Annotated in this window: 21 protein-coding genes and 3 tRNA genes; 5 read left to right on the top strand and 19 right to left on the bottom strand. The window is 50.5% G+C overall.

The genetic code is table 11. The annotated features are described in order from the left end of the window. Positions 1–2: 2 nt before the first annotated feature. From H8K27_RS07025 to H8K27_RS06975, 11 genes are all read right to left on the bottom strand, one after another. Positions 3–182, bottom strand: a complete 180-nt coding sequence (locus H8K27_RS07025) for a hypothetical protein (RefSeq protein ID WP_223827120.1) — start codon at positions 180–182, stop codon at positions 3–5. 144 nt (positions 183–326) lie between these two features. Further along, positions 327–869, bottom strand: a complete 543-nt coding sequence (locus H8K27_RS07020) for a FixH family protein (RefSeq protein WP_186862443.1) — start codon at positions 867–869, stop codon at positions 327–329. A 6-nt stretch (positions 870–875) separates the two neighbouring features. Continuing rightward, positions 876–2288 carry a cytochrome c oxidase accessory protein CcoG gene (ccoG, locus tag H8K27_RS07015; protein WP_186862442.1) on the bottom strand — a complete coding sequence of 471 codons (1413 nt, stop codon included), beginning with the start codon at positions 2286–2288 and terminating at the stop codon, positions 876–878. A 73-nt stretch (positions 2289–2361) separates the two neighbouring features. Further along, complete coding sequence (gene ccoP, locus H8K27_RS07010; RefSeq protein ID WP_186862441.1) at positions 2362–3369, bottom strand: cytochrome-c oxidase, cbb3-type subunit III; 1008 nt, start codon at positions 3367–3369, stop codon at positions 2362–2364. Between the two features lie 2 nt (positions 3370–3371). Further along, positions 3372–3518 carry a cbb3-type cytochrome oxidase subunit 3 gene (locus tag H8K27_RS07005; RefSeq protein WP_176802025.1) on the bottom strand — a complete coding sequence of 49 codons (147 nt, stop codon included), beginning with the start codon at positions 3516–3518 and terminating at the stop codon, positions 3372–3374. 42 nt (positions 3519–3560) lie between these two features. Next, positions 3561–4178, bottom strand: a complete 618-nt coding sequence (gene ccoO / locus H8K27_RS07000; RefSeq protein WP_176802026.1) for a cytochrome-c oxidase, cbb3-type subunit II — start codon at positions 4176–4178, stop codon at positions 3561–3563. Positions 4179–4204: 26 nt separating this feature from the next. Further along, entirely contained in the window at positions 4205–5644 is a 1440-nt protein-coding gene (ccoN, locus tag H8K27_RS06995; RefSeq protein WP_186862440.1) for a cytochrome-c oxidase, cbb3-type subunit I, read from the bottom strand. Positions 5645–5841: 197 nt separating this feature from the next. Beyond that, positions 5842–7764 (bottom strand): SurA N-terminal domain-containing protein, encoded by a 1923-nt coding sequence (locus H8K27_RS06990; RefSeq protein ID WP_186862439.1) that lies wholly within the window; start codon positions 7762–7764, stop codon positions 5842–5844. A 93-nt stretch (positions 7765–7857) separates the two neighbouring features. Next, positions 7858–7934, bottom strand: a tRNA-Asp gene (locus tag H8K27_RS06985). A gap of 13 nt (positions 7935–7947) precedes the next feature. Beyond that, positions 7948–8023, bottom strand: a tRNA-Val gene (locus tag H8K27_RS06980). 51 nt (positions 8024–8074) lie between these two features. Continuing rightward, positions 8075–8347 carry an HU family DNA-binding protein gene (locus tag H8K27_RS06975; protein WP_162018311.1) on the bottom strand — a complete coding sequence of 91 codons (273 nt, stop codon included), beginning with the start codon at positions 8345–8347 and terminating at the stop codon, positions 8075–8077. A 296-nt stretch (positions 8348–8643) separates the two neighbouring features. Here H8K27_RS06975 and purT point away from each other — a divergent pair, with 296 nt between their 5' ends. Beyond that, entirely contained in the window at positions 8644–9855 is a 1212-nt protein-coding gene (purT, locus tag H8K27_RS06970) for a formate-dependent phosphoribosylglycinamide formyltransferase (protein ID WP_186862438.1), read from the top strand. Between the two features lie 102 nt (positions 9856–9957). Beyond that, complete coding sequence (gene nadB, locus H8K27_RS06965; RefSeq protein ID WP_186862437.1) at positions 9958–11565, top strand: L-aspartate oxidase; 1608 nt, start codon at positions 9958–9960, stop codon at positions 11563–11565. Positions 11566–11659: 94 nt separating this feature from the next. Here the strand turns inward: nadB and nadC are convergent, their stop codons facing one another. The 4 genes from nadC to H8K27_RS06945 form a co-directional block, all read right to left on the bottom strand. Continuing rightward, positions 11660–12526: a carboxylating nicotinate-nucleotide diphosphorylase gene (gene nadC / locus H8K27_RS06960; protein ID WP_186862436.1), complete on the bottom strand. Its 867-nt coding sequence runs from the start codon at positions 12524–12526 to the stop codon at positions 11660–11662. A gap of 110 nt (positions 12527–12636) precedes the next feature. Then, entirely contained in the window at positions 12637–13770 is a 1134-nt protein-coding gene (gene nadA, locus H8K27_RS06955) for a quinolinate synthase NadA (protein WP_186862435.1), read from the bottom strand. A gap of 236 nt (positions 13771–14006) precedes the next feature. Then, positions 14007–16061 (bottom strand): M13 family metallopeptidase, encoded by a 2055-nt coding sequence (locus tag H8K27_RS06950; RefSeq protein WP_186862434.1) that lies wholly within the window; start codon positions 16059–16061, stop codon positions 14007–14009. Between the two features lie 119 nt (positions 16062–16180). Beyond that, complete coding sequence (locus H8K27_RS06945) at positions 16181–18127, bottom strand: CocE/NonD family hydrolase (protein ID WP_186862433.1); 1947 nt, start codon at positions 18125–18127, stop codon at positions 16181–16183. A gap of 253 nt (positions 18128–18380) precedes the next feature. Here H8K27_RS06945 and H8K27_RS06940 point away from each other — a divergent pair, with 253 nt between their 5' ends. Continuing rightward, positions 18381–18884, top strand: coding sequence for a hypothetical protein (locus H8K27_RS06940; RefSeq protein WP_186862432.1), 504 nt, complete (start codon positions 18381–18383; stop codon positions 18882–18884). A gap of 117 nt (positions 18885–19001) precedes the next feature. On the opposite strand, the gene H8K27_RS06935 is transcribed toward H8K27_RS06940, so the two are convergent. Further along, complete coding sequence (locus H8K27_RS06935; protein ID WP_186862431.1) at positions 19002–19958, bottom strand: chemotaxis protein; 957 nt, start codon at positions 19956–19958, stop codon at positions 19002–19004. Between the two features lie 161 nt (positions 19959–20119). Then, positions 20120–21490, bottom strand: coding sequence for a nucleotide 5'-monophosphate nucleosidase PpnN (gene ppnN, locus H8K27_RS06930; RefSeq protein ID WP_329604352.1), 1371 nt, complete (start codon positions 21488–21490; stop codon positions 20120–20122). Positions 21491–21694: 204 nt separating this feature from the next. Here ppnN and H8K27_RS06925 point away from each other — a divergent pair. Further along, positions 21695–21771, top strand: a tRNA-Met gene (locus tag H8K27_RS06925). 133 nt (positions 21772–21904) lie between these two features. Continuing rightward, positions 21905–22132, top strand: a complete 228-nt coding sequence (locus H8K27_RS06920; protein WP_186862430.1) for a hypothetical protein — start codon at positions 21905–21907, stop codon at positions 22130–22132. Between the two features lie 69 nt (positions 22133–22201). On the opposite strand, the gene H8K27_RS06915 is transcribed toward H8K27_RS06920, so the two are convergent. Together H8K27_RS06915 and H8K27_RS06910 are read right to left on the bottom strand one after the other, a co-directional pair. Next, on the bottom strand, positions 22202–23005 hold the full coding sequence (locus H8K27_RS06915) for a LytR/AlgR family response regulator transcription factor (protein ID WP_186862429.1): 804 nt from the start codon (positions 23003–23005) through the stop codon (positions 22202–22204). A gap of 5 nt (positions 23006–23010) precedes the next feature. Further along, on the bottom strand, positions 23011–24048 hold the full coding sequence (locus H8K27_RS06910) for a sensor histidine kinase (RefSeq protein ID WP_230418997.1): 1038 nt from the start codon (positions 24046–24048) through the stop codon (positions 23011–23013). Between the last annotated feature and the right edge of the window lie 11 nt (positions 24049–24059).

Genomic DNA, 24059 nt, shown 5'->3' with positions numbered 1-24059 from the left:
ATTTAATGCGCTTTTTGTACCAGCAACGCAGTCAGTCCACTAGATAAAATACCCAGCAGCCAAAAGGCAAAAAAACCAATTGTATATGCACCGGTTATATGTACCTGCAAACGTTGATCGAGAACGATCAATTCCATCGGATCAACCAGACTGAAAAACAATCCTGTGGCGGCACAGGCCATGAGAAACGCCGGCCACAATACTATCATCAGCATTGATCGCAAATTCGGTTTCTGATGTGTTGAACTCGTCTGTTCCAATCTTGTCCCCTTTTATGATCTATCCGATTACTGGTCAATGCACTGGATAAAACTCAGAAAGGCGTGCTACTGAATTGCTGTCAGCTGCGCCACCTTTTGCTCCGGCTCAAACCAATCGCCAGTTAATCTCCAGTCTGTTGTCTCCAACTTGATATGGAACAATTTAACAGAACTGGAAGAAATACTCGATATTATTTTCAGATCACCTTCATACCGTCCGGGGGCAATTTGTTTTAATGGTAAACGCCGAATAATCTCATCCACAGTCGCAGCGCCTTTGGCGGCATTTGCCAGGCTCATTTGCAGGCTATCCGGTAAAGTACCATTTCCTTCCAGATGGACAAGCACCTTATTGCGCGACGCATCCAGGCTGACCTGAGCAGAAAGATGCTGTGCCCGTGCCTTGGCGTCACGCTGAATATCTTTATTAATCATCAGACCTTGTTTGTAATAGTCTTCAGTAATCACTTTATCTGCGCCGGTTAAGGCGATGATTCCGGTAAAGATACTGGCACAAACTACTGTTAAAGGGCCTCCGACAACCAGGATCAGCCAGGGTTCTTTATACCATTTGTCCGCTTTTTTTGGAGTCAGTATTGCATTCATCATATTTCCTCATTTCGGGACAATAAATACGGCTTTTTCAGTCACGGTGACATCTGGCGCATCCACATCTTTAATCATAAAACGGATACGGTTTGATCCATTCTGAAAAACATGGGCAGGCACTCTGACTCGCATAGGGAACGCTTTGGTTGTCGCAGATTTGACATCAATATCCATATTATTCAGGATCATTGCTCCCGGCGCACCGACAATTTCCACTTTATACCGGCGGGCAGATTCCTGAGTATTCATGACCTGCAAACGGTAAACGTTTTCTATGTCGCCATTCTCAGTAATCTTTGGCATACCCCGATCGCGAATCACATCCACCTTTAGTGGAACGTGATAAAACAAGGAAACCGCTGTCACCAGAATAATCAGGGCAAGGATGCCGCTGTAAATCAGCGTACGGAGGCGGAATACCCTCGCCCACATTGCTTTCTGATCCATTTTCCGGGTCAACGCGTGATCAGTGGTATAGCGGATCAGACCGCGCTCATAACCCATTTTATCCATGACCTGATTGCAGCCATCAATGCACAAGCCGCACGCAATACATTCGTATTGCAATCCATTCCGGATATCAATACCTGTCGGGCAGACTTGTACGCAAATGCCACAATCTACACAGGAACCCAGTCCCTCGGCTTTATAGTCGACTTTTTTGTTACGTGCGCCGCGCGGCTCACCCCGGGCTGTGTCATAGGTAACAATTAAAGTATCCTTATCAAACATCGCACTTTGGAAACGTGCATAAGGACACATGTATTTGCAGACCTGTTCACGCATCCACCCTGCATTACCATAAGTCGCAAAACCGTAAAATAACAACCAGAAGGTTTCCCATGGTCCCAGAGTCCAGGACCCAACCGACACAGCAAGTTCACGAATAGGCGTGAAATATCCGACAAAAGTAAATCCCGTCCATAACGCGATTGCGAGCCAGATAAAATGCTTGATAAATTTCAGAGAAAATTTCCGGGTCGTGAGCGGCCCAGAATCGAGCTTGATACGCGCGTTACGGTCCCCCTCAACCTTGCGTTCAACCCATAAAAAGATTTCTGTATATACTGTTTGCGGACATGCATACCCACAAAATAGACGTCCCGCCACCGCAGTAAACAGGAACAGAGATAAAGCCGATATCACCAGCAAAACTGCGAGGTAAATAAAATCCTGAGGCCAGAAAACCAAACCAAAAATGTAAAATTTCCGGGCGACGAGATCAAATAATACGGCCTGCCTGTCATTCCAATTCAGCCAGGCTGCGCCATAAAATAGCAACTGCGTAAAAGCCACCATTACCCAGCGCCAGGAAGCAAACCATCCGCGTTGTGTCCGAGGGTATATTTTTTTCCGCTCTTCAAACAAAGCCAGTTCGGTTTCTTCTATAGGCACTGGAGTAATGGGGATATGCTTCATTTTTACATTATCTTTCTTCTGAACTGCTTAAATACTGCAACTTATTCAGTACATTAGTACTCGTTGATACCTTTTACTTCGCAGACGTTTCTGCTGCCGGGACTACTGCAGAAGCAATCTGTTTGATCGCCTGCGTTTCAGCGTCAGATACCTTGCCTGCTTCAGCATTGTTTGACAAGCCCCAGACATACGCGGCTAACAGATGAATCTTACCCGCAGACAAAATATCCTTATGCGCCGGCATCTGATTATTGCGTCCTTTATTAATCGTCTCCATCACAGTATCAATACCGCCACCATACAACCAGATTTTATCTGTCAGGTTAGGCGCGCCAATGGTCTGATTTCCTTTACCATCCATACCGTGACAAGCAGCACATGCAGCAAACTTTGGCTTCCCAATTGCAGCCTTAATCGGATCGTGCGCTGAATTGGACAAGCTTAATACATAATTTGCCACGTTGCGTACATCATCATCCGTACCAAGCGCAGCGCCCATAGGCGGCATCTGACCATGACGACCTTCGGTAATGGTCGTTTTAATGGTTTGCGGATCACCGCCATACAGCCAGTCATTATCTGTCAGATTAGGATAGCCCTTACCTCCCTGCGCATCTGAACCGTGGCACTGGGCGCATGTATTCAAAAACAAACGCTGACCAATTTCACGTGCCTGGGGATCTTTGGCAACATCTTTAATGTCCATGGACAGATATTTATTAAAGATCGGTCCATACTGTGCCTCACCGTCCTTCATTTCTTTTTCATAGGCACCAATCTGACTCCAGCCAAATGTTCCCTGCCGCGTACCAAAACCTGGATATACCACCAGATAACCAATACTGAAGACGACTGTGAGATAAAACAGCCATTGCCACCACTTTGGCAAAGGATTGTTTTGCTCCATCAGATTGCCATCCCATACATGGCCGGTAGTTTCTGCTGGCAAAGGCTTGCCATCTGCACCAACCTTAACCTTGACCTTAGACTGCGACCATAACAGAGCGACACAGAAAGCCATACTGATTGCTACGATGATAGCAATGCCGATGCCCCACCACTCATTAAAAAAATCTGCCATGACTATTTTCCATTCTCATTATCAATTGGCAAGCGAGCCAGTTCTTCAAAGCGCTCCTTGTTACCGGAGCTGAATGCCCAGTAGACGATGCCCAGAAACACGAACAGACTGATCACCGTCACCACACTGCTCAGGATTGTGAAATTCATTTTTATCCTTTCAAAAAGTGACAATACAAGGAGACACTTCTCTCAATTTTTATTTTTGATTGCAGTTCCAAGCACCTGCAAATACGCAATCAGCGCATCCTGTTCGGTCTTGTTTTCCAATTCTGCAGGACCGGCCTTGATCTGTTCATCTGTATAAGGAACACCCAGCGTTTTCATTGCATTGAGTTTGGGCACAATGCTCGCAGGATCAAGCGGCGTCTTGGCCAGCCAAGGATAAGCAGGCATGTTCGACTCCACCACGACAGAGCGGGGATCATTCAGGTGGTCGCGATGCCAGTTATCGCTGTAACGGCCACCAACACGCGCCAGATCAGGACCGGTACGCTTACTGCCCCACTGAAACGGATGGTCATAAACCGACTCACCGGCAACCGAATAATGACCATAACGCTCTGTTTCTGCGCGGAAGGGACGAATCATCTGAGAATGGCAGCCATAGCAGCCTTCTCTCAGATAGATATCGCGTCCGGCCAGTTGCAAAGGTGTGTATGGCTGCATGCCCTGAACCGGTTGTGTCGTCGATTTTTGGAAAAACAGCGGAACAATTTCTACGAGACCGCCAACACTGATTGTCAGAATAACGAGTACCAACAACAACCCAACATTCCGCTCAATCAGATCATGAGTAAAATTACGCATCAAATTTCTCCTTTTGCCTTACCTGATTATGCATGCGCAGAAGTTGTGGACAGTGCTGGAATGGCATTATTCACAGGTTTCGCAGCCATTAAAGTTTTCGCTACGTTATAGGCCATGATAATCATGCCAGTCAGATACATCACACCACCAGTCATACGAATTACATAGTATGGGAATGTCGCCTTAACAGACTCAACGAAGGTATAAGTCAAAGTACCGTCTTCATTGACTGCACGCCACATCAGACCCTGCATCACACCGGCAATCCACATAGAAGCGATATAAAGAACGACACCGATTGTTGCGACCCAGAAGTGCACTTCAATCAGGCGTTTGCTATACATCTGTGTCTGACCAAACAGACGTGGAATCAGGTAATACAAGCTGCCGATAGTGATAAATCCAACCCAGCCCAAAGCACCCGAATGAACGTGACCGATTGTCCAGTCGGTGTAATGCGACAAGGCATTCACTGTCTTGATCGCCATCATCGGACCTTCAAATGTCGACATACCGTAGAAAGACAGGGAAACAATCAGGAAACGCAGAATAGGATCCGAGCGTAATTTGCTCCAGGCGCCGGATAAAGTCATGATCCCGTTCACCATACCACCCCAGGAAGGTGCCAGCAGAATCAGGGAGAACAACATGCCGATAGACTGCGCCCAATCAGGCAAGGCGGTGTAATGCAGGTGATGAGGACCCGCCCACATGTAAGTGAAGATCAGCGCCCAGAAGTGAACGATAGACAAACGATAGGAGTACACCGGCCGCTCAATCTGCTTCGGAATAAAGTAGTACATCATCCCCAGGAAGCCGGCTGTCAGGAAAAAGCCGACCGCGTTATGACCATACCACCATTGAACCATGGCGTCCTGCACGCCTGAATAGGCTGAATAAGACTTCATGAAAGACACTGGTAACGCAGCGCTGTTCACGATATGCAATACCGCAACAGCAATAATGAACGCCCCGTAAAACCAGTTGGCCACATAAATGTGCTCAACCTTGCGCTTGGCCAGTGTGCCGAAGAATACGATTGCATAGGCAACCCAGACAACAGCAATCAACAAATCAATAGGCCATTCCAGCTCAGCATACTCTTTACCCTGGGTGTAGCCCAATGGCAGAGAAATAGCGGCTGCGACGATAACCAGCTGCCATCCCCAGAAAGTGAATTCAGCCAGGCCATCAGAAAACAAGCGCACGTTAGACGTGCGCTGGACAACATAATAAGACGTCGCCATCAGTGCGCAACCGCCAAACGCAAAAATAACAGCGTTGGTGTGCAGCGGACGCAAACGTCCGTAACTAAGCCACGGGATTCCAGTTAAAAATTCCGGCCAGGCCAGTTGGGTTGCAATCACCACGCCTACCAGCATGCCGACTATTCCCCAAACCACAGCCATGACAGAAAATTGGCGCACAACCCTATAGTTGTATGAGTTTTCTTTAGTTATCGTCATGATCTCACTCTGTTGTAAAAATACACTGAAAGAATAACAACCGCACTGCACAACTACATTGATACACATCAAATATTACCGGAATCCAGTCGTACTAAGCACGATTGACAACAATTGCAAGAATAGCTCCAATTGAGCATTTCCACAAAAAAGAAACGGCACCTGAGGTGCCGTTTCTTTTTGAACTTACGAATAACTTATTGCTGTGCCTGCGATACAGCGGTCAACGCCGCTTTATTGACAGATGTTTTTGCCTTTTTCTTCAATAACTCAAGATAGGCCAACAGATCTTCCTGAGACTGGAGATTAGTGATCTGCTCTTTTTCAGACTGTCTTCTTGCCATATCCGGCGTACCTGCATTTACTTTTGCGATACGGTAAATGGCGTATCCGGCAGCACCCGATGAAACACCGACAAAAGCAGGTAATTTTTGCGTATCTGCTCTCATAATTTGCGCTACAGCCTGTGCCGGGATGTCCTGCGTTTTGGAACGGGATACCAACTTAGGTTCGGCAAATCCGGAAACCGAATCTGCGGCTTTCAGAGCAGCCAGTTTGGCAGCACCTTCCTTCTCAGCCATCGCCTGCGCCTCTGCCTGAGTGACACGCGCCACAATAGCGGCGCGCACATCATCCAGAGGCCGTTTACTAGCCGCCTTGTAGTCAAGAATACGCGCGGAAATCAATGTATTCGGTGCTACCTCAATCGCTTCCGTATTATGCTTTTTCTTGATCGCGTCATCTGAAAAAAGTACCTTCAACAATTTTGCATTATTGACTGGTGCTGCGGGAGGCAAACCTGAATTCCCCTGACGGGTCAGGCCATCCACCACCTCAACTTTCAGCTTCAGCTTATCTGCAACCGCCTTCAGGCTATCGGATTGTTCGTACACTGTATTACCAAAAGTCTCCGCAGCTTCTGCATATGCCTTTGCAGCCTTTTGTTTTTTAATATCAGCGGCAATCTGCCCCTTTACCTCTTCCAGGGGTTTTACACTGGCAGCCTTGATATCCGTTACCTGGATAATGTGATATCCGAAATCGGATTGCACAACGTTACTGATTTCGCTCTTCTGAAGTTTATAGGCAACATCTTCAAATGGCTTCACCATCGCGCCCTTGCCAAAGAAATCAAGATCGCCGCCACGCTCCGCAGAACCAGGATCTTGCGAATTTTCCCTGGCCAGCTTAGCAAATGAAGAAGGATTTTTACGCACCTCAGTTAATAGCGACTCTGCTTTTGCTTTAGCCTTCGCCTTGTCCGCATCGCTCGCATCTTTCTTCACTGCGATCAGGATATGACTGGCGCGCCGCTGTTCATCAACGCTGTAGCTCTTGCTGTTGTTTTTATAGAATTCAGCGATCTCTGAATCACTGGCGCTCAACTGCGCCAACAACGCATCCTGATTCAGAACGACATATTCAGCCTTCACTGTCTCCGGAATTTCAAACTGTGCCGCATTTTTTTCATAATACGACTTGACCATCTCATCCGTTACCTTAACCTGAGCAGTAAAGTCTGCAGGCTTGAATGTGAGGGCCTGAATTTCACGCTCCTGCTCACCAATCATAGCCACCCGCTCGGCAACAGTTTTAGGAATGAAACCTGTATTCTGAACAGCACCAGTCAACTGCTCAACCGACAGATCCTGGCGCAAACGCTGGTCAAAGATTGCCTGATTCATTCCCTGCGAAGCCAGATAATTCAGATATTTTTCTTTATCAAAACTTCCATCTGCCTTCAACAAACCCGGAATGGACAAAATCTGTTTCTGCAACATCTGATCACTAATGGCAATTTTGCTTGCCTTAATTTCCGCACTGACAGCCTTACGGGCAACCAGCTCATCCAGCACGCCCTGCCTCACTTCAGGCGTATTCATCATTTTTGGATCAAATTGCGGACCATACGATTGACGGAAACGCTCCAGCTGATCACGCAGCGCAGCATCCAGCTCCTGCTGGCTGATGGATTGCCCGGCTACCGTTGCCACAGTTGATCCGGAAGCAGCCTGAGATCTCGTGTAGCTCTCGATGCCAAAAAATGCAAACGAAGGGAAAATAATCAGCAGCAATAAAAACTGCATCAATCGCTGATGGGTACGAATATATTCAAACATGTTCAACCGATCGTATGACTAAGGAATCACAAAATTTTGCATAAAACTGCAAATACAAAAAAAGGCGAACTTTCGTTCGCCTTCTCGATTTTCTGGCGGAGCGGACGGGGCTCGAACCCGCGACCCCCGGCGTGACAGGCCGGTATTCTAACCAACTGAACTACCACTCCTTTTTATAAACTCTGGTGGGCGCTGAGAGGCTCGAACTCCCGACCTAAGCCTTGTAAGGGCTCCGCTCTACCAACTGAGCTAAGCGCCCGCACCTTTATTTATGACATCGCGCACTGAAACAGCCGTGCGCGAAAGAGCATTAGTTTACAGCATCTTTCAACGCTTTGCCAGGTTTAAATTTCGGAACCTTGGCAGATTTAATTTTAATCGCTTCACCTGTGCGTGGATTACGGCCTGTTCTGGCAGCACGTTTACCGACGGAGAAAGTGCCGAAACCAACCAGAGTTACTGTACCGTTTTTCTTCAATGTTGTTTTTACCGCACCGATCAGCGCATCCAGGGCGCGGGACGAAGCCGCTTTAGAAATATCCGCTGTTTTCGCAATATGATCGATCAACTCAGTTTTATTCACTTAAAGCCCCCTCACAAAAATTTGAATTTCGCGACGATGTATTCGATTATCTTCTCAGTCGTCCATCTATCACGGCAAGCAGGAAGTCTGCATCCGGTATTAAAACAAGCGGCAAAGCCTTGTGTCAAGCGCTTTCCACGCAATCCCTGTATTCCTAAAGATTAATTTTAACTTTCCTCAGTATAATTTCGGTTTTACACTGAATTCCTCGCCATTCCTTATTCGGGCATCCGTCTGAAATCGGGAAAAACAAAACTGGCGGACATCAGAATCACCTCTATAAAATCATTAACCCCATGAAATCTCTTGAGCCTATCGGCACCCCACTCTCCCCATCCGCAACCAAAGTAATGCTGCTCGGCTCTGGCGAACTGGGAAAAGAAGTCATTATTTCGTTACAGCGTTTAGGTATAGAAGTCATTGCCGTGGATCGCTATCCCAATGCGCCCGGCCATCAGGTAGCTCATCGCTCCCATGTAATTGACATGACCGATGGTACAGCACTGGCGGCACTGATCGAAAAGGAACAGCCGGATCTGATTGTTCCTGAAATTGAAGCAATCGCTACGCCCACGCTGGTTGAACTGGAAAATGCAGGAAAAGTACGCGTCATTCCAACTGCGCGTGCCGCATGGCTGACCATGAACCGTGAAGGCATTCGCCGCCTCGCCGCCGAAACGCTGAATCTGCCCACCTCCCCCTATCGCTTTGCCGACAATCTGGATGAGTTACGTAAAGCATGTGATGAAATCGGCTTTCCCTGCATCGTTAAACCTGTGATGTCCTCCTCAGGCAAGGGGCAGTCAAAACTGAACAGCATTGCCGATGTGGCGCACGCCTGGGAATACGCGGCGGCAGGCGGGCGCGTGAATGCCGGACGGGTGATCGTGGAGGGAATGATTGATTTCGACTATGAGATTACACAATTAACCGTGCGCGCAATGGATGCCGACGGACAAATTGCCACGCATTTCTGCGCCCCTATCGGTCACGTGCAGGTACAAGGGGATTACGTAGAATCCTGGCAACCTCAGGCAATGCCCCCTGTCGCATTGGAACGTGCACGTGAGATTGCGCAGAAAATTACAGACGACCTCGGTGGGCTAGGCCTGTTCGGGGTGGAGTTATTTGTAAAAGGCGAAATGGTGTGGTTTTCAGAAGTCAGCCCGCGTCCACACGATACCGGGATGGTTACCATGTCCAGCCAGATTCAAAACGAATTTGAGTTGCATGCCAAAGCCATCCTGGGTTTACCCGTCGATGTCTCTCTGCGCACACCAGCAGCATCTGCCGTGATTTACGGTCAGCATGAAGCAAAAGCCATTGGATTTGAAGGCGTCGCTGCAGCACTGCAGGTGCCGGGAACAGATATCCGTTTATTCGGAAAGCCGGAATCTTTTGCACGTCGGCGCATGGGGGTGGCGCTGGCATCAGCCGGTGACACCGATACAGCGCGCCGCCTGGCTAAAGAAGCGGCAGGCAAAGTCAGGCCTGTCGTAATAAAATAAAACATTTCAACAAACGATTTCCTGTCAGTCTGATGCTGCCTCAATACGGCCGGCATGTTGAAAATTCAACAGCAAGACAGAACGTTTTTATAAAGCCCACCTATGAAGAATTTTGATGTAGTCATCGTTGGCAGTGGTCTGGCCGGCTTATCCGTTGCCCTGCATCTGGCGCAAACCCGTCAGGTTGCCATTATCTCGAAACGTGAACTGCTGGATGGCGCCAGCAACTGGGCGCAGGGCGGCATTGCTGCCGTACTCGATTCGCACGACAGCCACGATCAGCATATTGCCGACACATTGATCGCCGGAGGTGGGCTGTGTGATGAAGGTGCTACCCGCTATATTATTGAACATGGTCGCGAAGCGATTGACTGGCTGATTGAACAGGGCGTTCCCTTCACCAAAGACGAAGACGCAGAACTCGGTTTCCACCTGACCCGTGAAGGCGGACACAGCCAGCGCAGAATTATCCATGCTGCCGATGCCACGGGGCACGCAGTGCAGGTCACACTGGAACAAAAAGTCCGCAATCATCCGAACATCACCCTGTTTGAGCATCACTATGCCATCGACGTGATCACCTCAGCCAGACTTGGCGATCATTCTCCGACACCTCGCTGTCTCGGTCTGTATGTGCAGGATGTCCGTACTGGCAAGGTCGACACCTTTTCTGCGCAGCATACAGTCATGGCAACGGGTGGCGCAGGCAAGGTTTACCTGTACACGACCAACCCCGACACTGCGACCGGTGACGGCATTGCCATGGCATGGCGGGCAGGCTGCCGTGTCGGCAACATGGAGTTTATTCAGTTCCATCCGACCTGCCTCTATCACCCTTTCGCCAAGTCATTCCTGATTACCGAGGCAGTGCGCGGTGAAGGCGGCATCCTCAAATTACCGGCAGAAGCAGGAGCCGCTGCCGGCAAACGATTCATGACAGAACATGACGAGCGCGCTGAACTGGCGCCGCGTGACGTCGTGGCACGCGCCATTGACTTCGAGATGAAAAAACGCGGTCTTGATTATGTTGAACTCGACATTACGCACCAATCACCGGAATTTTTGAAAGAACACTTTCCAACGATTTACGCTCGCTGCCTGGAGCTGGGGATCGATATCACCAGGCAGGCAATTCCCGTAGTTCCCGCCGTCCATTTCACCTGTGGCGGCATCGTCACCGATACGGATGGCAGGACAGATCTGCCCGGATTGTATGCCGTAGGCGAAACAGCCTACACCGGGTTGCATGGCGCTAATCGTCTTGCCAGCAACTCCTTGCTGGAATGCCTCGTCATCGGACGTGCGGCAGCAAAACATATTGAGTCGCAGGACCGGATCAATCCAATCGCCCTGCCCGACTGGGATGAAAGCCGTGTTTCCGACGCCGATGAAGAGGTCGTGATCGCCCACAACTGGGATGAATTACGACGTTTTATGTGGAATTACGTCGGTATTGTGCGCACCACCAAACGCCTGGAGCGCGCCAAACACCGCATCCGCCTGCTGAAAGAAGAAATTGACGAGTACTACGCCAACTTCCGGATTTCCAATCATTTACTGGAATTGCGCAATCTGGTGGAAGTCGCTTCGCTGATCATCAATAGCGCACTGGCCCGGCGCGAAAGCCGTGGATTACATTTCAGCCGGGATTATCCGGACACCTTGCCCAAAGCACTGCCAACCGTACTGACGCCCAAGCGGAAAAAATAAATTCTGCTGGCATACATCAAAAAGGGCTTCCGCATGGAAGCCCTTTTCTATTTCAGTGCCCGGGAAATATCATCCGACTCTCCCCGAGCTCATTTCAGATAACGCGCAGAGAATAATCTGTCGCCTTAATGTCTTTCGTCAGACTTCCGATAGAGATGCGGTCCACACCGGTTTCAGCAATCGCCCTGACTGAACTCTGGTCAACACCGCCCGAAGCTTCCAGCACAGCACGTCCGGCATTAATTTCAACCGCTTCGCACATCATCGGCGTACTGAAATTATCGAGCAAAATCGACTTTGCGCCGGCCTCTAACGCCGCTTGCAGCTCAGCAATCGATTCAACCTCAATCTGTATGCTGACACCTGCATGCAGGTTGAGCGCCTGCTGCATCGCCGGCGCAATTCCTCCGGCTGCAGCAATATGATTTTCCTTGATCAGGATTCCATCGTACAAAGCGAGACGCTGGTTTTTGCCACCGCCGACGCGGACTGCGTATTTTTGCGCGAGACGAAGACCCGGCAAGGTTTTCCGGGTATCGAGTATCGCTGCACGGGTACCGGTAATTATCTTCACATATTGATGCGTGGCTGTCGCTACCGCCGATAATAACTGCAAAAAATTCAATGCCGAACGTTCTGCCGTCAGCAAGGCCCGTGCCGGTGCTTCGATTTTACAGACCACAGAATTCGCACGCATTACATCGCCTTCGGCATATTGCCATTCAATGCGAATGCTGGCGTCACAGGCTGCCATGACTGCATCAAACCAGGGGGCGCCACACAGTACAGCATCCTCACGAACGGTGACTTGTGCATGAACACGCTCATCGGCCGGAACCAGCAAGCCCGTCAGATCGGCGTTGCCGACATCTTCGGTCAGTGCATCGCGGATATTGCGCTCGAATGCGCTTTGCAGATCTGCGTCAAAAGGGAAATGTTGATTAATTAAATTGCTGGACATGATGATAAAGGTTGAATTCTGAATTTTCTGCGCGGTAACCAGAAGCAGAGTTGTACACCATGTTCCGCGAACTCATACAACAGCTGCGCAGATGGCTATGAAACTCTGCATCATGCCGGGCCAATACCTGCAAACAGCTTTCCTTCTTTGGCAAGGTCAGCAGATGGCCGTACATTAGCCTTTTTGGCGGCAGCAAAATCGAGCATGCGATCAATACACAGTTTTGCTTTTTCTGAGGTGGCGCGCTCCACATGAATTTGATTGTCACCGCTTTCCAGCACATGCAACAGATTACGCAGACCGTTCATTGCCATCCATGGGCAGTGCGCGCAACTCTTACAAGTAGCGCTGTTGCCGGCAGTCGGCGCGACGATAAAGCGTTTTCCCGGCGCAGCCAGCTGCATTTTGTGCAGAATGCCATTGTCGGTGGCAACAATAAACTCCTCGGCATCCATTGTCTGCGCCGCATGAATCATTTGCGAAGTCGAGCCGACCACATCAGCCTGCGCAACCACAGCCGCAGGCGATTCCGGATGCACCAGCACTTTTGCGTGCGGATGTTCGGCTTTCAGCAAATCAAGCTCAATCCCCTTGAATTCATCATGCACGAGGCAGGAGCCCTGCCATAGCAGCATATCGGCACCCGTTTTCTGCTGAATGTAGCTGCCCAGATGTTTATCCGGCGCCCACAAAATTTTCTTGCCCTGTGCATGCAGGTGCGCGACGATATCCAGACCAATACTGGAAGTCACCATCCAGTCAGCACGCGCCTTCACAGCAGCACTGGTATTCGCATACACAACCACGGTGCGGTCTGGGTGCGCATCGCAAAACGCGGTAAATTCATCCGCCGGACAACCCAGATCGAGTGAGCAGGTTGCATCCAGATCCGGCATCAGGATGGTTTTTTCGGGGCTCAGAATTTTAGCGGTTTCCCCCATGAATTTGACACCCGCGACGACCAGGGTTTGCGCCGGATGATCGCGGCCGAATCGCGCCATTTCGAGCGAATCGGAAACACAGCCGCCGGTTTCCTCGGCCAGATCCTGCAATTCGGCATCGACATAATAATGAGCGACCAGCACTGCCTGCTTTTCTTTCAGCAATTGACGAATGCGCGCTTTCAATGCCAGCTTTTCTGTGGCATCCGGCACATCCGGTACCCGCGCCCAGGCATTGTCCACGCAACTGCTTCCGATATCCATTTGCGGACGTTCAAATTCAATGACTTTTGTCGTTTCCATATTTTTTCACACTGACCGGATAAAACTGAATAATCCGAAATCTGAAACCTGTTTTACTCGAAATATACTGGAGGGGAGTATAAAAAACAGCCCGCAATTTACCTGGGCATCAGAGCATTTTTGAAAGATACTCCCCCGCTTTTATCAATGGTGCAGACAAACGATCCATCAAACCGCGCCATACCGCACCATTACATCTCAAGCGACAGTATACCCCATACGCTATGCGCAGACAGTTACCAGATATTGACGCGCTTCCCTTCCGGCCGCAATGGTGAACGGTCGCCCTGACATTGAAACGCCTCTGAAAATTCGGGCATATTCGCAATCGGGGCAATCACCCGGAATTTATCCGGTGCGTGAGGATCGGTTGCCAGCGTCAGGCGCAGCATTTCATCTCTGATCGTGCTGCGAAAACTCTGGGCGTTCGCCACAAAAAAGCGCTGTTCAGGCGTCAGCCCGTCGATCAGCGCGGGTTGTGGCCGGGTCAGCAAGGATTGCCGTAAAGCCTGTAGCGCAATTTTCATGCCGCCCAGATCCGCAATATTTTCACCCGCCGTCAGTTTTCCATTGATGTGCAGATCGTCAATCGGATTAAATTCATTGAATTGCTTCTCAATCGCCTTTGTACGGCGTATAAATTTCTTTTCGTCTGCTCTTTCCCACCAGCTTTTCAGGTTGCCTTCAGCATCAAACTGCCGGCCCTGATCGTCAAACGCATGCGTCAGTTCATGCCCTATGGTGGCGCCCGTATTGCCATAATTTGCGGCCGCATCCGCTTTCACATGATACAAAGGCGGCTGCAAAATACCTGCGGGGAAAACCATTTCATTCATGGTCGGATTGTAATAGGCATTCACGGTTTGCGGAGTCATTCCCCATTCATTACGATCTATCGGTTTACCGAGACGCCCCAGTATCCGCTTAAACTCAAAAGCGGATGCCCGCGCCACGTTATCTGCATAAGAACCTGCATCAATTTGCAAACCTGAATAATCACGCCAGCTATCCGGGTAACCGATTTTTACTGCCAGTGAATCGAGTTTTTTGTACGCCTGTTGTTTGGTGGGTTCAGACATCCACTCAAGACGTCCGATACTGTCGCGCATGGCTGCCTTGATATGATTCACCATATCGAGCACCTCGGCTTTTGCTTCAGGGCCGAAGAACCGTGCCACATATAATTCACCCAATGCCTCACCGGCTTCGGCGTCGATCACAGCCAGCACCCGTTTCCAGCGTGGCTTGAGTTCTTTGGCACCGGCCAGGGTTTTTTCGTAAAAATCAAAATTAGCCTCAACAAACGGATCACTGAGAAAATCGGCGCGACTGTTCAATACTTCCCAGCGCAAATAAAGCTGCCATTGCGCCAGCGGGATCTGGTCAAGCATACGATCTATTTCGGCCATAAACCGGGGATGCGCAATGTTTATTGCTCCGGGCGCATTCAAGCCGATTTCATTGAAATAAGCCTGCCATGGCGTACCGCGTCCGATCTTCTGCAACCCAGCAAGATCCGACAAATGATAACTGGCCTGAGGATCGCGCAACTCCACCTTGGTCAGCGACACCCTGGCGAGCCGGGTTTCCAGCGCCAGTATTTGTCCCGCCATTTGCCGCGCCGCTTCCGGCGCTTCACCCAATAACCCAAACATCCGGGTGATATGCGCCAGATACTGCTGGCGGATTTGCCGGGTTTTCGAGTCGTTTTTCAGATAATAATCACGGTCGGGCAGCCCCAGTCCCCCCTGCAGCATTTGCGGAATATATCTCGTCGCATTTTTCGCATCCTGATCCACACTGAATCCAAACAGGGGCATGATGCCCTGACGGTGCAGGCTTCCGATCACGCGCATCAGCTGACGCTTATCCTGTATCGTTCTGATCTGGGCAAATTCAGGCTCCAGCGGCGTTGCCCCTGCTTTTTCAATCTGCGCCTCATTCATTCCACTCGCATAGAACGCGCCTACCAGCCGGGCTGCCGGCGTGCCGGTCTCTCCTGCGGCGGCTGCTTCTGCAATTTGCCGCAAGGCGCTTAAGTTGCGCTCAGTGACCTCGTCATAGGCGCTGTAGCGGGAACGGTCAGCAGGAATCGGATTGTTTTTCAACCAGATGCCATTGGCATATTCAAAAAAATCCGTACATGGATCTGCTTTCAGATTCATGGTTGATGCTTCCAGCACCCATGCATTGGATGTACTGGCCTGTGCATGAGCCACATAAGTGCTTGCGGTACAGGTTGCGGCAATCAGGGCTGCCAGTGCGCGGCGCTTTATGTCAATGCTGTTCATGATCACTTCCTGTCTTGATTCGGATTTACGCAAGATCGCTCCGGCAGACACTGCACCCGGCACAGTCAGCGACAGTGACGACATCAGGGCAATCTTTCGATCATCCGGTTTATATTCAATTATCTGGGTAATACTGGCAATACGATGCCGGAATATTGTCCCGGGGAGCGATATATACGCTGGGTGGCGGCCTGAAAATCTTCGGCTTTGGCTGTCGCCAGATCCATGAATTTCTGCGGATTCAGATCAATCAGCGGAAACCATGAACTCTGGACCTGAACCATGATCCGGTGTCCGCGCCGGAAAGTGTGCAAAACATCCGGCATCCGGTAACGGATCGCCGCTACTTTTCCGGGAACAAACGGTTCCGGTTTCTCAAAACTGTTACGGAATTTCCCGCGCAAGGGCTCACCGCGCACCAGCTGCTGATAACCTGCCATCGTCATCGCTGGCGGTGGCACATCGTTCATACGATCCCTTCCCATGTTTTTTTCGGGATATTCTGCCGGATATACATCAATCAATTTAACGATCCAGTCTGCATCCGTGCCGGACGTCGATACAAACAGCGCAGGCTCGACTGGTCCGGCGACGGTCACATCTTCCTCCAGTGGCTCAGTCTGGTATGTCAGCACATCTGGCCGGGTTGCAGAAAAACGCTGATCACCAACCATGTATTCGCGTGGAACGCCTGTCGCCGTATAAGAAATAAACGGTACCGGTTTTTTCGGATCGCTGATGTAGCTATCGAAGGTATTGAATTCCTCCTGCGGTTCATTCCAGCTTAACGATCCATTCGCTGAAAAATACAGCGTCTGCTTTTTTGCCTGTTGTGGCGGCCAGCTTGGGTAACTGCGCCAGACATTGGTGCCGGTCTCAAACATAGTTGCTTCTGCGCCGGGTTTATTGCCATTTCCTTTCAGGTAATACTCAAAAAATGGGAACAGAATACGCTTCCGGTAATACTCACCGGTCTTTGAATCGAAACTGACGTGACCCAGAGTTTTCCCATCCGCCATCCCCCAGCCTCCATGCGACCACGGCCCCATGACCAGGCCGTTATAGTGCTCTTTCTGGGAGTTTTTAATCGTCTGATACGTTGTCAGCGGCCCCTGCAGATCTTCGGCATCGTACCAGCCGCCAACTGTCAGGACGGCCGCATGGATATTTTTCAGATGCGCGGCGATATTGCGCGACTTCCAGAAATCATCGTAAGTATTATGCGCAATGGTTGGCAACAACAGCTCGCGTTGTTTTTCATTGAGCTGCGCCGTGATCTGCGACAGATTCTGGTATTTCAGGAAATAGGCGTAACCATCCTGCATGCCATAATCAAACGGATGCCAGGCACCCGGTAAGGTAGTCGGATTTTTTTCTACTGTGAAATTGGAATAAAAATCGAAATTGGCCGCCAGCATAAAAGCGCCGCCATGATAAGAATCGTCCCCCATGAAAAGATCCGTTACCGGAGCCTGCGGTGAGGCTGCTTTAATCGCAGGATGAGAATCAATAATACTGGCCGATGTATAAAATCCCGGATAGGAAATTCCCCAGATTCCGACCTTGCCATTATTGCCGGGAATATTTTTGAGCAGCCATTCGACCGTATCGTGCATGTCCGCACTCTCGGTGCCCTCCCCCGGCTGGCGCAGTGCTTTCAGATGCGGCGTCATTTCCTGCCACACTCCTTCCGACATATAGCGACCGCGCACATCCTGGCTGACGAAAATATATCCGCTGTCTTCCATTTCTTTCGATGGCCCCAGAGCATTCGGATAAAAATCCACGCCGTAGCGGGCTTGCCCACTGTCATGCACACCGCTGCCATACGGAGTCCTGATCATCAGAAAGGGATATGTTTTTGCAGTATCTTTCGGAACATAAACCACGGTAAACAGTCGTGTTCCGTCGCGCATAGGAATCCGGTACTCATATTTCGTGTAGCGTTCCCTGACACCCGGTTTGACAATGGCGTCATCTGCATCTGCCAATACGCTCAAGGGCAATACTGCCGGCGCCAAAGCCAGCAACAGGCAGGCCAGCCTGGAAATTCTTATCCTGATCATCGTTTATCCTTTGTTCTGATCTTTTTTATGTTTATTTTGTCCGGATTTATTCTTGATAAGCCATATATCAGCAATTCGCACGCATCATGTATTCTTTTGCATGCAACATTAAGAAACAACCCATTTTCAAAATACTGCTACCATGAAAAAGAGTCTCTTATCCGCATCAGCCGGGCAACATCGGGCTGAAGCTGATACAGAGTGTTTTTTTGGCATTTAGTTTCACAACCGGGGAAAAACCGGTATTTTTTACATGAACAAATTCAAAATAAAAAACATCCTGGCATTCATCATCAGCGGAATCAGTATTCTCGCTACCGCAGACAGTGAAGCGCAAAGCTGGCTCAGCGCACGCTACGGGGCAGCCAGCCCGGTACGGTCAGGATGGAATATTGGTGTGCATGTCGGGTATCCGATATACCGTCCATACGGTCCTTACGGTCCTTATTTTCACAACCCCTACTACTATGGCGGATACCGCGGTTATTACCCGTATTATCCGGAGGTCGTCCTAGGTACCACCATCAACGCTGGACCGACCGTGATTTACAACACCCCTGCCTACAATACCGTTTATATCCGGGACAACAGCAGCACCTATATCAGTCCGGATCATTACGGCAGCTATAGCAACACCATTTCACCCGACAATAACCCCAGCGGGGACTGGTTGTATTGCAATCAGCCTGATGGCTTTTATCCCGCGATACGGGATTGTCCCGGTGGCTGGCGTGCGGTTCCTGCTCAAAACCGTTGAACCAGTGGTAGAAAATGTAAAAGTGCGCTGCTCCGTAGCGGCTTTTACACTGTTTTTTCCATAAAAAAAGCGCCGTTGCAAAACGGCGCTTTCGATAAGCCCTAAGAATCCGGCTGATTATTTGGCCAAAACTTTTCTGATTGCAGCTGCCAGCTCTTCAGCGACAAATTTTGCGACATAAGCGTCTGCACCAACGGTCTTGATATGCTCTTCATTGGTAGACCCAGACAACGATGAGTGAATGATGACCGGCAAGGCCTTGAAGCGCTCGTCCTGTTTAATTTTTCGGGTCAGGGTAAATCCGTCCATTTCCGGCATTTCCAGGTCAGTCAGCACCATTGCCACCTTATCACTGACCGCCCGCCCCTCAGCCTGTGCTGCCGCAGTCAGCGCCTGCAGCTTCTCCCAGGCCTCTTTACCGGTCTTGGTCATAATGTATGGCGCGCCAATCGCTGACAACGCCTGCTCAATCAGGCTGCGTGCGACACTGGAGTCGTCGGCGGCGAGAATCACAGCGCCATCCCGCATCTTCAGCTTATCACCCATCGTTTCCGGATCGACTTCCTTACTGTCGGATGGCGTAATCTGACGTAAAATCTGCTCAACATCGAGCACCTGGGCAAGCCGGGTATTTTCCGTATCCCCATCCAGACGGGCAATGCTGGTTACCATGCCGCGAACTGCACTGTTTTCAGCTGATAAAACCTGATTCCAGTCCAGGCGGACAATTTCCTCTACCGATTCCACCGCAAAACCCTGGGTGGTACGCGCATATTCGGTCACCAGCATGATGTTCAAACCGGTCTTTGGCGTGCAGCCAACCACGGCAGGTAAGTCGATCACGGGAATGATCTGACCGCGCAGATTCACCACACCCAGCATATGCGGCAAAGAGCCGGCAACTGCAGTAATGGTGGGCATCGCAACGATTTCGCGTACCTTGAATACATTGATACCAAACAGTTCAGAGCGATCGCCATTGGCATCTCCCCCGAGTCTGAACAGCAGCAGTTCAAATTTATTGGAACCAGTAAGGTTGGTACGTTCATCCACTTCTTGCTGCACAGTACTCATGATGATTTCCCTAAAAAGAATGGAACTGACCCGACATATGTTACCAATTCCGGAAGATAAGCCAAGTAAATTTATGTCTCATCAGGAATATTTTGCGACATCCGACAAGGAGACTCAGGCTGTGACGCCGTCTTACTCCTTCCCCCCCGGGATTCAGGATGTCATTTCAGTATCCTGTAACACGGCGCATAAGCCTTGCCGGGAAGTTTCATGCGGTTTTGCGCAACAAACGAGCTTAACAGAGCATCCATGGACTCCATCATTTCCGCATCCCCGGAAATCTCAAAATTCCCGTACTGCTCAATCGCCCTGATCCCCTGGTTTTTCACATTCCCAGCCACCACACCGGAAAAGGCGCGGCGTAAGTTTGCTGCAAGCACATGCACTTCCTGATTTTTGTGCAATGCCAGATTGCGCATATTCTCATGCGTAGGCTCGAACGGATGCTGGAATTCCTGGTCGATTTTAAGCATCCAGTTAAAGTAATAGGCATCCCCTTTTTGCTTGCGGAATTCGCGCACCTTCCTGATCCCGGCTTCGACCTCGATTGCAACCCGGGTCGGATCATTGATGATGATCTGATAGAGTTGCTGAGCGCGCGCGCCCAGCGTGTCACCGATAAAGCGATCAATTTGCCGGAAATATTCGGCAGCGCTCTCAGGGCCGGTAAAAATGAGCGGAAAAGGCAGACCAGTGTTATCCGGATGCAGCAAAATACCGAGCAAATATAAAATTTCTTCTGCAGTACCAGCGCCACCGGGGAACACCACCACAGCATGACCGGTACGGACAAAGGCTTCCAGCCGTTTCTCAATATCCGGCATGATCACCAGATCATTCACAATCGGATTCGGCGCTTCCGCCGCAATAATGCCCGGCTCAGTCAAGCCGATATAACGACCGCTGTTGATGCGCTGCTTGGCATGGCCAATCGTGGCGCCCTTCATCGGCCCTTTCATGGCTCCCGGGCCGCAACCGGTGCAGATATCCATGCCGCGCAAACCAAGCTGGTATCCAACCTGCTTGGTGTAGTCATACTCTGCACCGGAAATCGAATGACCGCCCCAGCAAACCACCAGATTCGGATTCACCTGCGGCCGCAACAGGTTGGCATTCCGCAAAACATGAAACACCACATCTGTCACACCCTCGGTCGAATTCAGATCAAATTTATTCCCCGCCGACATTTCTGCATTGATGAACAGAATATCCCTCAGCACGGCAAACAAATGCTCCTGAATCCCCTTGATCATCACGCCATTCACAAAGGCGCTGGCAGGCGCCCGCTTCACATCCAGCTTGATGCCCCGCTCACGCTGCAGGATGGTGATTTCAAAATCAGGATAACGTTCCAGCAGCTCTTTCCCGTCATCCAGACCGCTGCCGCAATTCAGCACGGCCAGCGCACAATTGCGAAACACCTGATACAGGCCGCCGTGGCTGTTATCCAGCAGCATATTCACTTCGGCCTTCGACAAAACCTCCATTCGCCCTTCCGGCGAAATCTGCGTATCCATTACTTCATATTCCATCACAACGACTTCTCCTGATCTCTTAATAACGGCATTCAGCACATGCAGCTTCATTATGCATGGCTTAATTGCGGCATGCACAGGAACATGCCGGTTCGCGGCCAAAAATCAGTCGCTTTCCTGATTTGCCGAAATGAGGATAAATTATTTTCCATCTTCCCTTGTATATCTGTGGTCAGCCATGTAGAATTCGCCCTCTTCAGACGCGGGGTGGAGCAGTCTGGCAGCTCGTCGGGCTCATAACCCGAAGGTCGTAGGTTCAAATCCTGCCCCCGCAACCAAATTCAAAGTGCGTTCGCACAATCTCAAGTCAGCAGCATTGATCGGCAACATCCCATGGCACAGTTGAAAAACGATGCCGGGTGCCGGTATGCCTGCCGACTCCAGGATCAGCCAACCAGATGAATATGCCCGATGAAAGATTACAAAGATAACGCCACCCTGGAATTACCGGGTTTTGCCGAACCCGCCTTTGCTGAACCTGAAGTCAGGAAAAATTCCGCGCAAACCAAACGTATCAGAACGAGCCGTCAGGAACAGCTGGATTTACTGGAGGCACTGGGGCCGACAGACCTGAGCGGTTTACCTGCCTGGGTCAACGATGACAATACGGACCTCACCGGACTGCCAGTCTGGCGCTGAATAGCACCTCTGCCACGCGCCGTATTTTTAATCCGCATCCTCTGCATCAAACGCACCTCTAGCGCACATCTAGCGCCCCTCGCTTTTCACCAGCACTTTGATGACCGGCCACTGACGACGTGAGACAGGCAAACGCTCAGGGGAGCCGGCAATGATGACTTGCCAGTTTTCAGATACCCGCTCCTGTCCTCCCTCCATATCCGAAGCCTGAACCACCCGCTCCGCTCCTGCAATTGCTGTCCGGGCAACCAGCGCATTGCGGTGCACCCGGACGAAACGCTCACTGAATGCCGCTTCAATCGAAAGCAGGGAGTCCTCCAGCAAATAAGATTTATCGGCAGTATGCAATGACACGTATTTCTGATCCGCCTTCAGATACAAAACATCATCTGCCGGCACCAGCAATATCCGCCCGCGCTCCGGAACTGAAAAATGACTCTTGCGCAGCGCTTCCGGCGGCAGTTCAGAAGTTGCCGGCGCTGATGGCAGACCACGCTGCACAACCCGGGTAATCGCATCCTGCAAACGTGCCACCCGCACCGGCTTGACGAGATAATCACTGGCCTGAACTTCAAACGCCGGGACAGCAAAAGCATCGTAAGCTGTCACATAAATAATCGCGGGAACGCCGTATTCAGATGAATGATCTCGCAAATATTGCGCCATTTGGATGCCATTCATTTCCGGCATCTGCACATCCAGCAGCAGGATATCAGGATGCAACTGCCTCACTTTCAGCAACGCATCCCGGGCATTATCCGCCTCACCCGACAGGATGTGCGGGCATTGCTCACGCAGATCGGACAACAGATCCTTCAGGCGCTGCCGAGCCGGCGCTTCATCATCCACAATCAAGATTGTCGGTTTATTCATCACATTCACCGGCTGACCGGAAAATAAATTCTGACCTCGAAAAAACCATTCTTCTCTGCCGTCTGCAATGCAGCCTCCATATCGTAAAGCAATGCCAGGCGCTGACGGATATTTTCCAGCGCCATCTGGTTACCAGAAATCAGCGCTTCTCCGGATTGCCGGTGCGGATGAACAGGATTCCGGATCAGGATGTCAATCTTATCCAGCGTCCGCTGAATATGGATTTCAATGGTGGCCTGCGCAACGGCAGGCTCCACGCCATAGTGAACGGCATTTTCGAGCAGCGGTTGCAACAATAATGCCGGAATTTCAATCTGCCGCAGATCATTGTCGCTTAACTGCGGCATGTCCCAGACGAGATGCAGGCGGTCTCCAAGCCGCAATGATTCGATCGCCAGATATTGCCGGCACAGCTGTAATTCCTCCAGCAGACTTGTCATGTAACGGGTATCACGCATCAGCACACGAAACAAATCAGACAAATCCTCGAGCACCGTTTCTGCACGACGGGGCTCATGGCGGATCAGCGACAAGGCAGTATTTAAGCTATTGAACAGAAAATGCGGGCGAATACGCGCCTGCAGCGCCTGCAAACGTGCCTCCCCTAACGCTGGAGAATACGCTTTCATCCGCAGCTCAAAATAATGTTGGAAAAGCCCTCCAAGCAATACGCTCAGGGTTACCAGATAAACCCGGTCAAGATGCGGAAACGCCTCTGCGAACCAGGCATTGTCTGCCATGAAGACGAGAGAGAGAAAACTGATCAGCCCCGGAACGGCCATACACAGCAAGCGCTGCGCCCAGGCAGAAAACGGGTGACGGTAAGCATAACGGCGGCCAGCACACAGGATCAGCAATGACAGCAAAACAATCAGGTCAATGAGTATCGAAATCTCAATGAAATTTTGCAGCACCAGATCCCAGCTGTCGCCACGCGCGCCCAGTCCCATCAGAACCATCAGACTGACGCCAAGTAAAACACGGAAAATCACCCCGATATTGCAGCAATCGGGAATCACGGGTTCATCAGTTGTCGCAGGCAAGGCTGGTCTCA

Source organism: Cognatundibacterium griseum (assembly GCF_014284195.1).
In the GTDB taxonomy this organism is placed as follows: domain Bacteria; phylum Pseudomonadota; class Gammaproteobacteria; order Burkholderiales; family Burkholderiaceae_D; genus Undibacterium; species Undibacterium griseum.
This window is presented reverse-complemented; position numbering and strand designations above follow the sequence as displayed.

Excerpts from the sequence above, each read along its gene's own strand:
- H8K27_RS07025 (WP_223827120.1), bottom strand. The coding sequence starts at position 182 with ATGGCCTGTGCCGCCACAGGATTGTTTTTCAGTCTGGTTGATCCGATG.
- H8K27_RS07020 (WP_186862443.1), bottom strand. The coding sequence starts at position 869 with ATGATGAATGCAATACTGACTCCAAAAAAAGCGGACAAATGGTATAAA.
- ccoG (WP_186862442.1), bottom strand. The coding sequence starts at position 2,288 with ATGAAGCATATCCCCATTACTCCAGTGCCTATAGAAGAAACCGAACTG.
- ccoP (WP_186862441.1), bottom strand. The coding sequence starts at position 3,369 with ATGGCAGATTTTTTTAATGAGTGGTGGGGCATCGGCATTGCTATCATC.
- H8K27_RS07005 (WP_176802025.1), bottom strand. The coding sequence starts at position 3,518 with ATGAATTTCACAATCCTGAGCAGTGTGGTGACGGTGATCAGTCTGTTC.
- ccoO (WP_176802026.1), bottom strand. The coding sequence starts at position 4,178 with ATGCGTAATTTTACTCATGATCTGATTGAGCGGAATGTTGGGTTGTTG.
- ccoN (WP_186862440.1), bottom strand. The coding sequence starts at position 5,644 with ATGACGATAACTAAAGAAAACTCATACAACTATAGGGTTGTGCGCCAA.
- H8K27_RS06990 (WP_186862439.1), bottom strand. The coding sequence starts at position 7,764 with ATGTTTGAATATATTCGTACCCATCAGCGATTGATGCAGTTTTTATTG.
- purT (WP_186862438.1), top strand. The coding sequence starts at position 8,644 with ATGAAATCTCTTGAGCCTATCGGCACCCCACTCTCCCCATCCGCAACC.
- nadB (WP_186862437.1), top strand. The coding sequence starts at position 9,958 with ATGAAGAATTTTGATGTAGTCATCGTTGGCAGTGGTCTGGCCGGCTTA.
- nadC (WP_186862436.1), bottom strand. The coding sequence starts at position 12,526 with ATGTCCAGCAATTTAATTAATCAACATTTCCCTTTTGACGCAGATCTG.
- nadA (WP_186862435.1), bottom strand. The coding sequence starts at position 13,770 with ATGGAAACGACAAAAGTCATTGAATTTGAACGTCCGCAAATGGATATC.
- H8K27_RS06950 (WP_186862434.1), bottom strand. The coding sequence starts at position 16,061 with ATGAACAGCATTGACATAAAGCGCCGCGCACTGGCAGCCCTGATTGCC.
- H8K27_RS06945 (WP_186862433.1), bottom strand. The coding sequence starts at position 18,127 with ATGATCAGGATAAGAATTTCCAGGCTGGCCTGCCTGTTGCTGGCTTTG.
- H8K27_RS06940 (WP_186862432.1), top strand. The coding sequence starts at position 18,381 with ATGAACAAATTCAAAATAAAAAACATCCTGGCATTCATCATCAGCGGA.
- H8K27_RS06935 (WP_186862431.1), bottom strand. The coding sequence starts at position 19,958 with ATGAGTACTGTGCAGCAAGAAGTGGATGAACGTACCAACCTTACTGGT.
- ppnN (WP_329604352.1), bottom strand. The coding sequence starts at position 21,490 with ATGGAATATGAAGTAATGGATACGCAGATTTCGCCGGAAGGGCGAATG.
- H8K27_RS06920 (WP_186862430.1), top strand. The coding sequence starts at position 21,905 with ATGAAAGATTACAAAGATAACGCCACCCTGGAATTACCGGGTTTTGCC.
- H8K27_RS06915 (WP_186862429.1), bottom strand. The coding sequence starts at position 23,005 with ATGAATAAACCGACAATCTTGATTGTGGATGATGAAGCGCCGGCTCGG.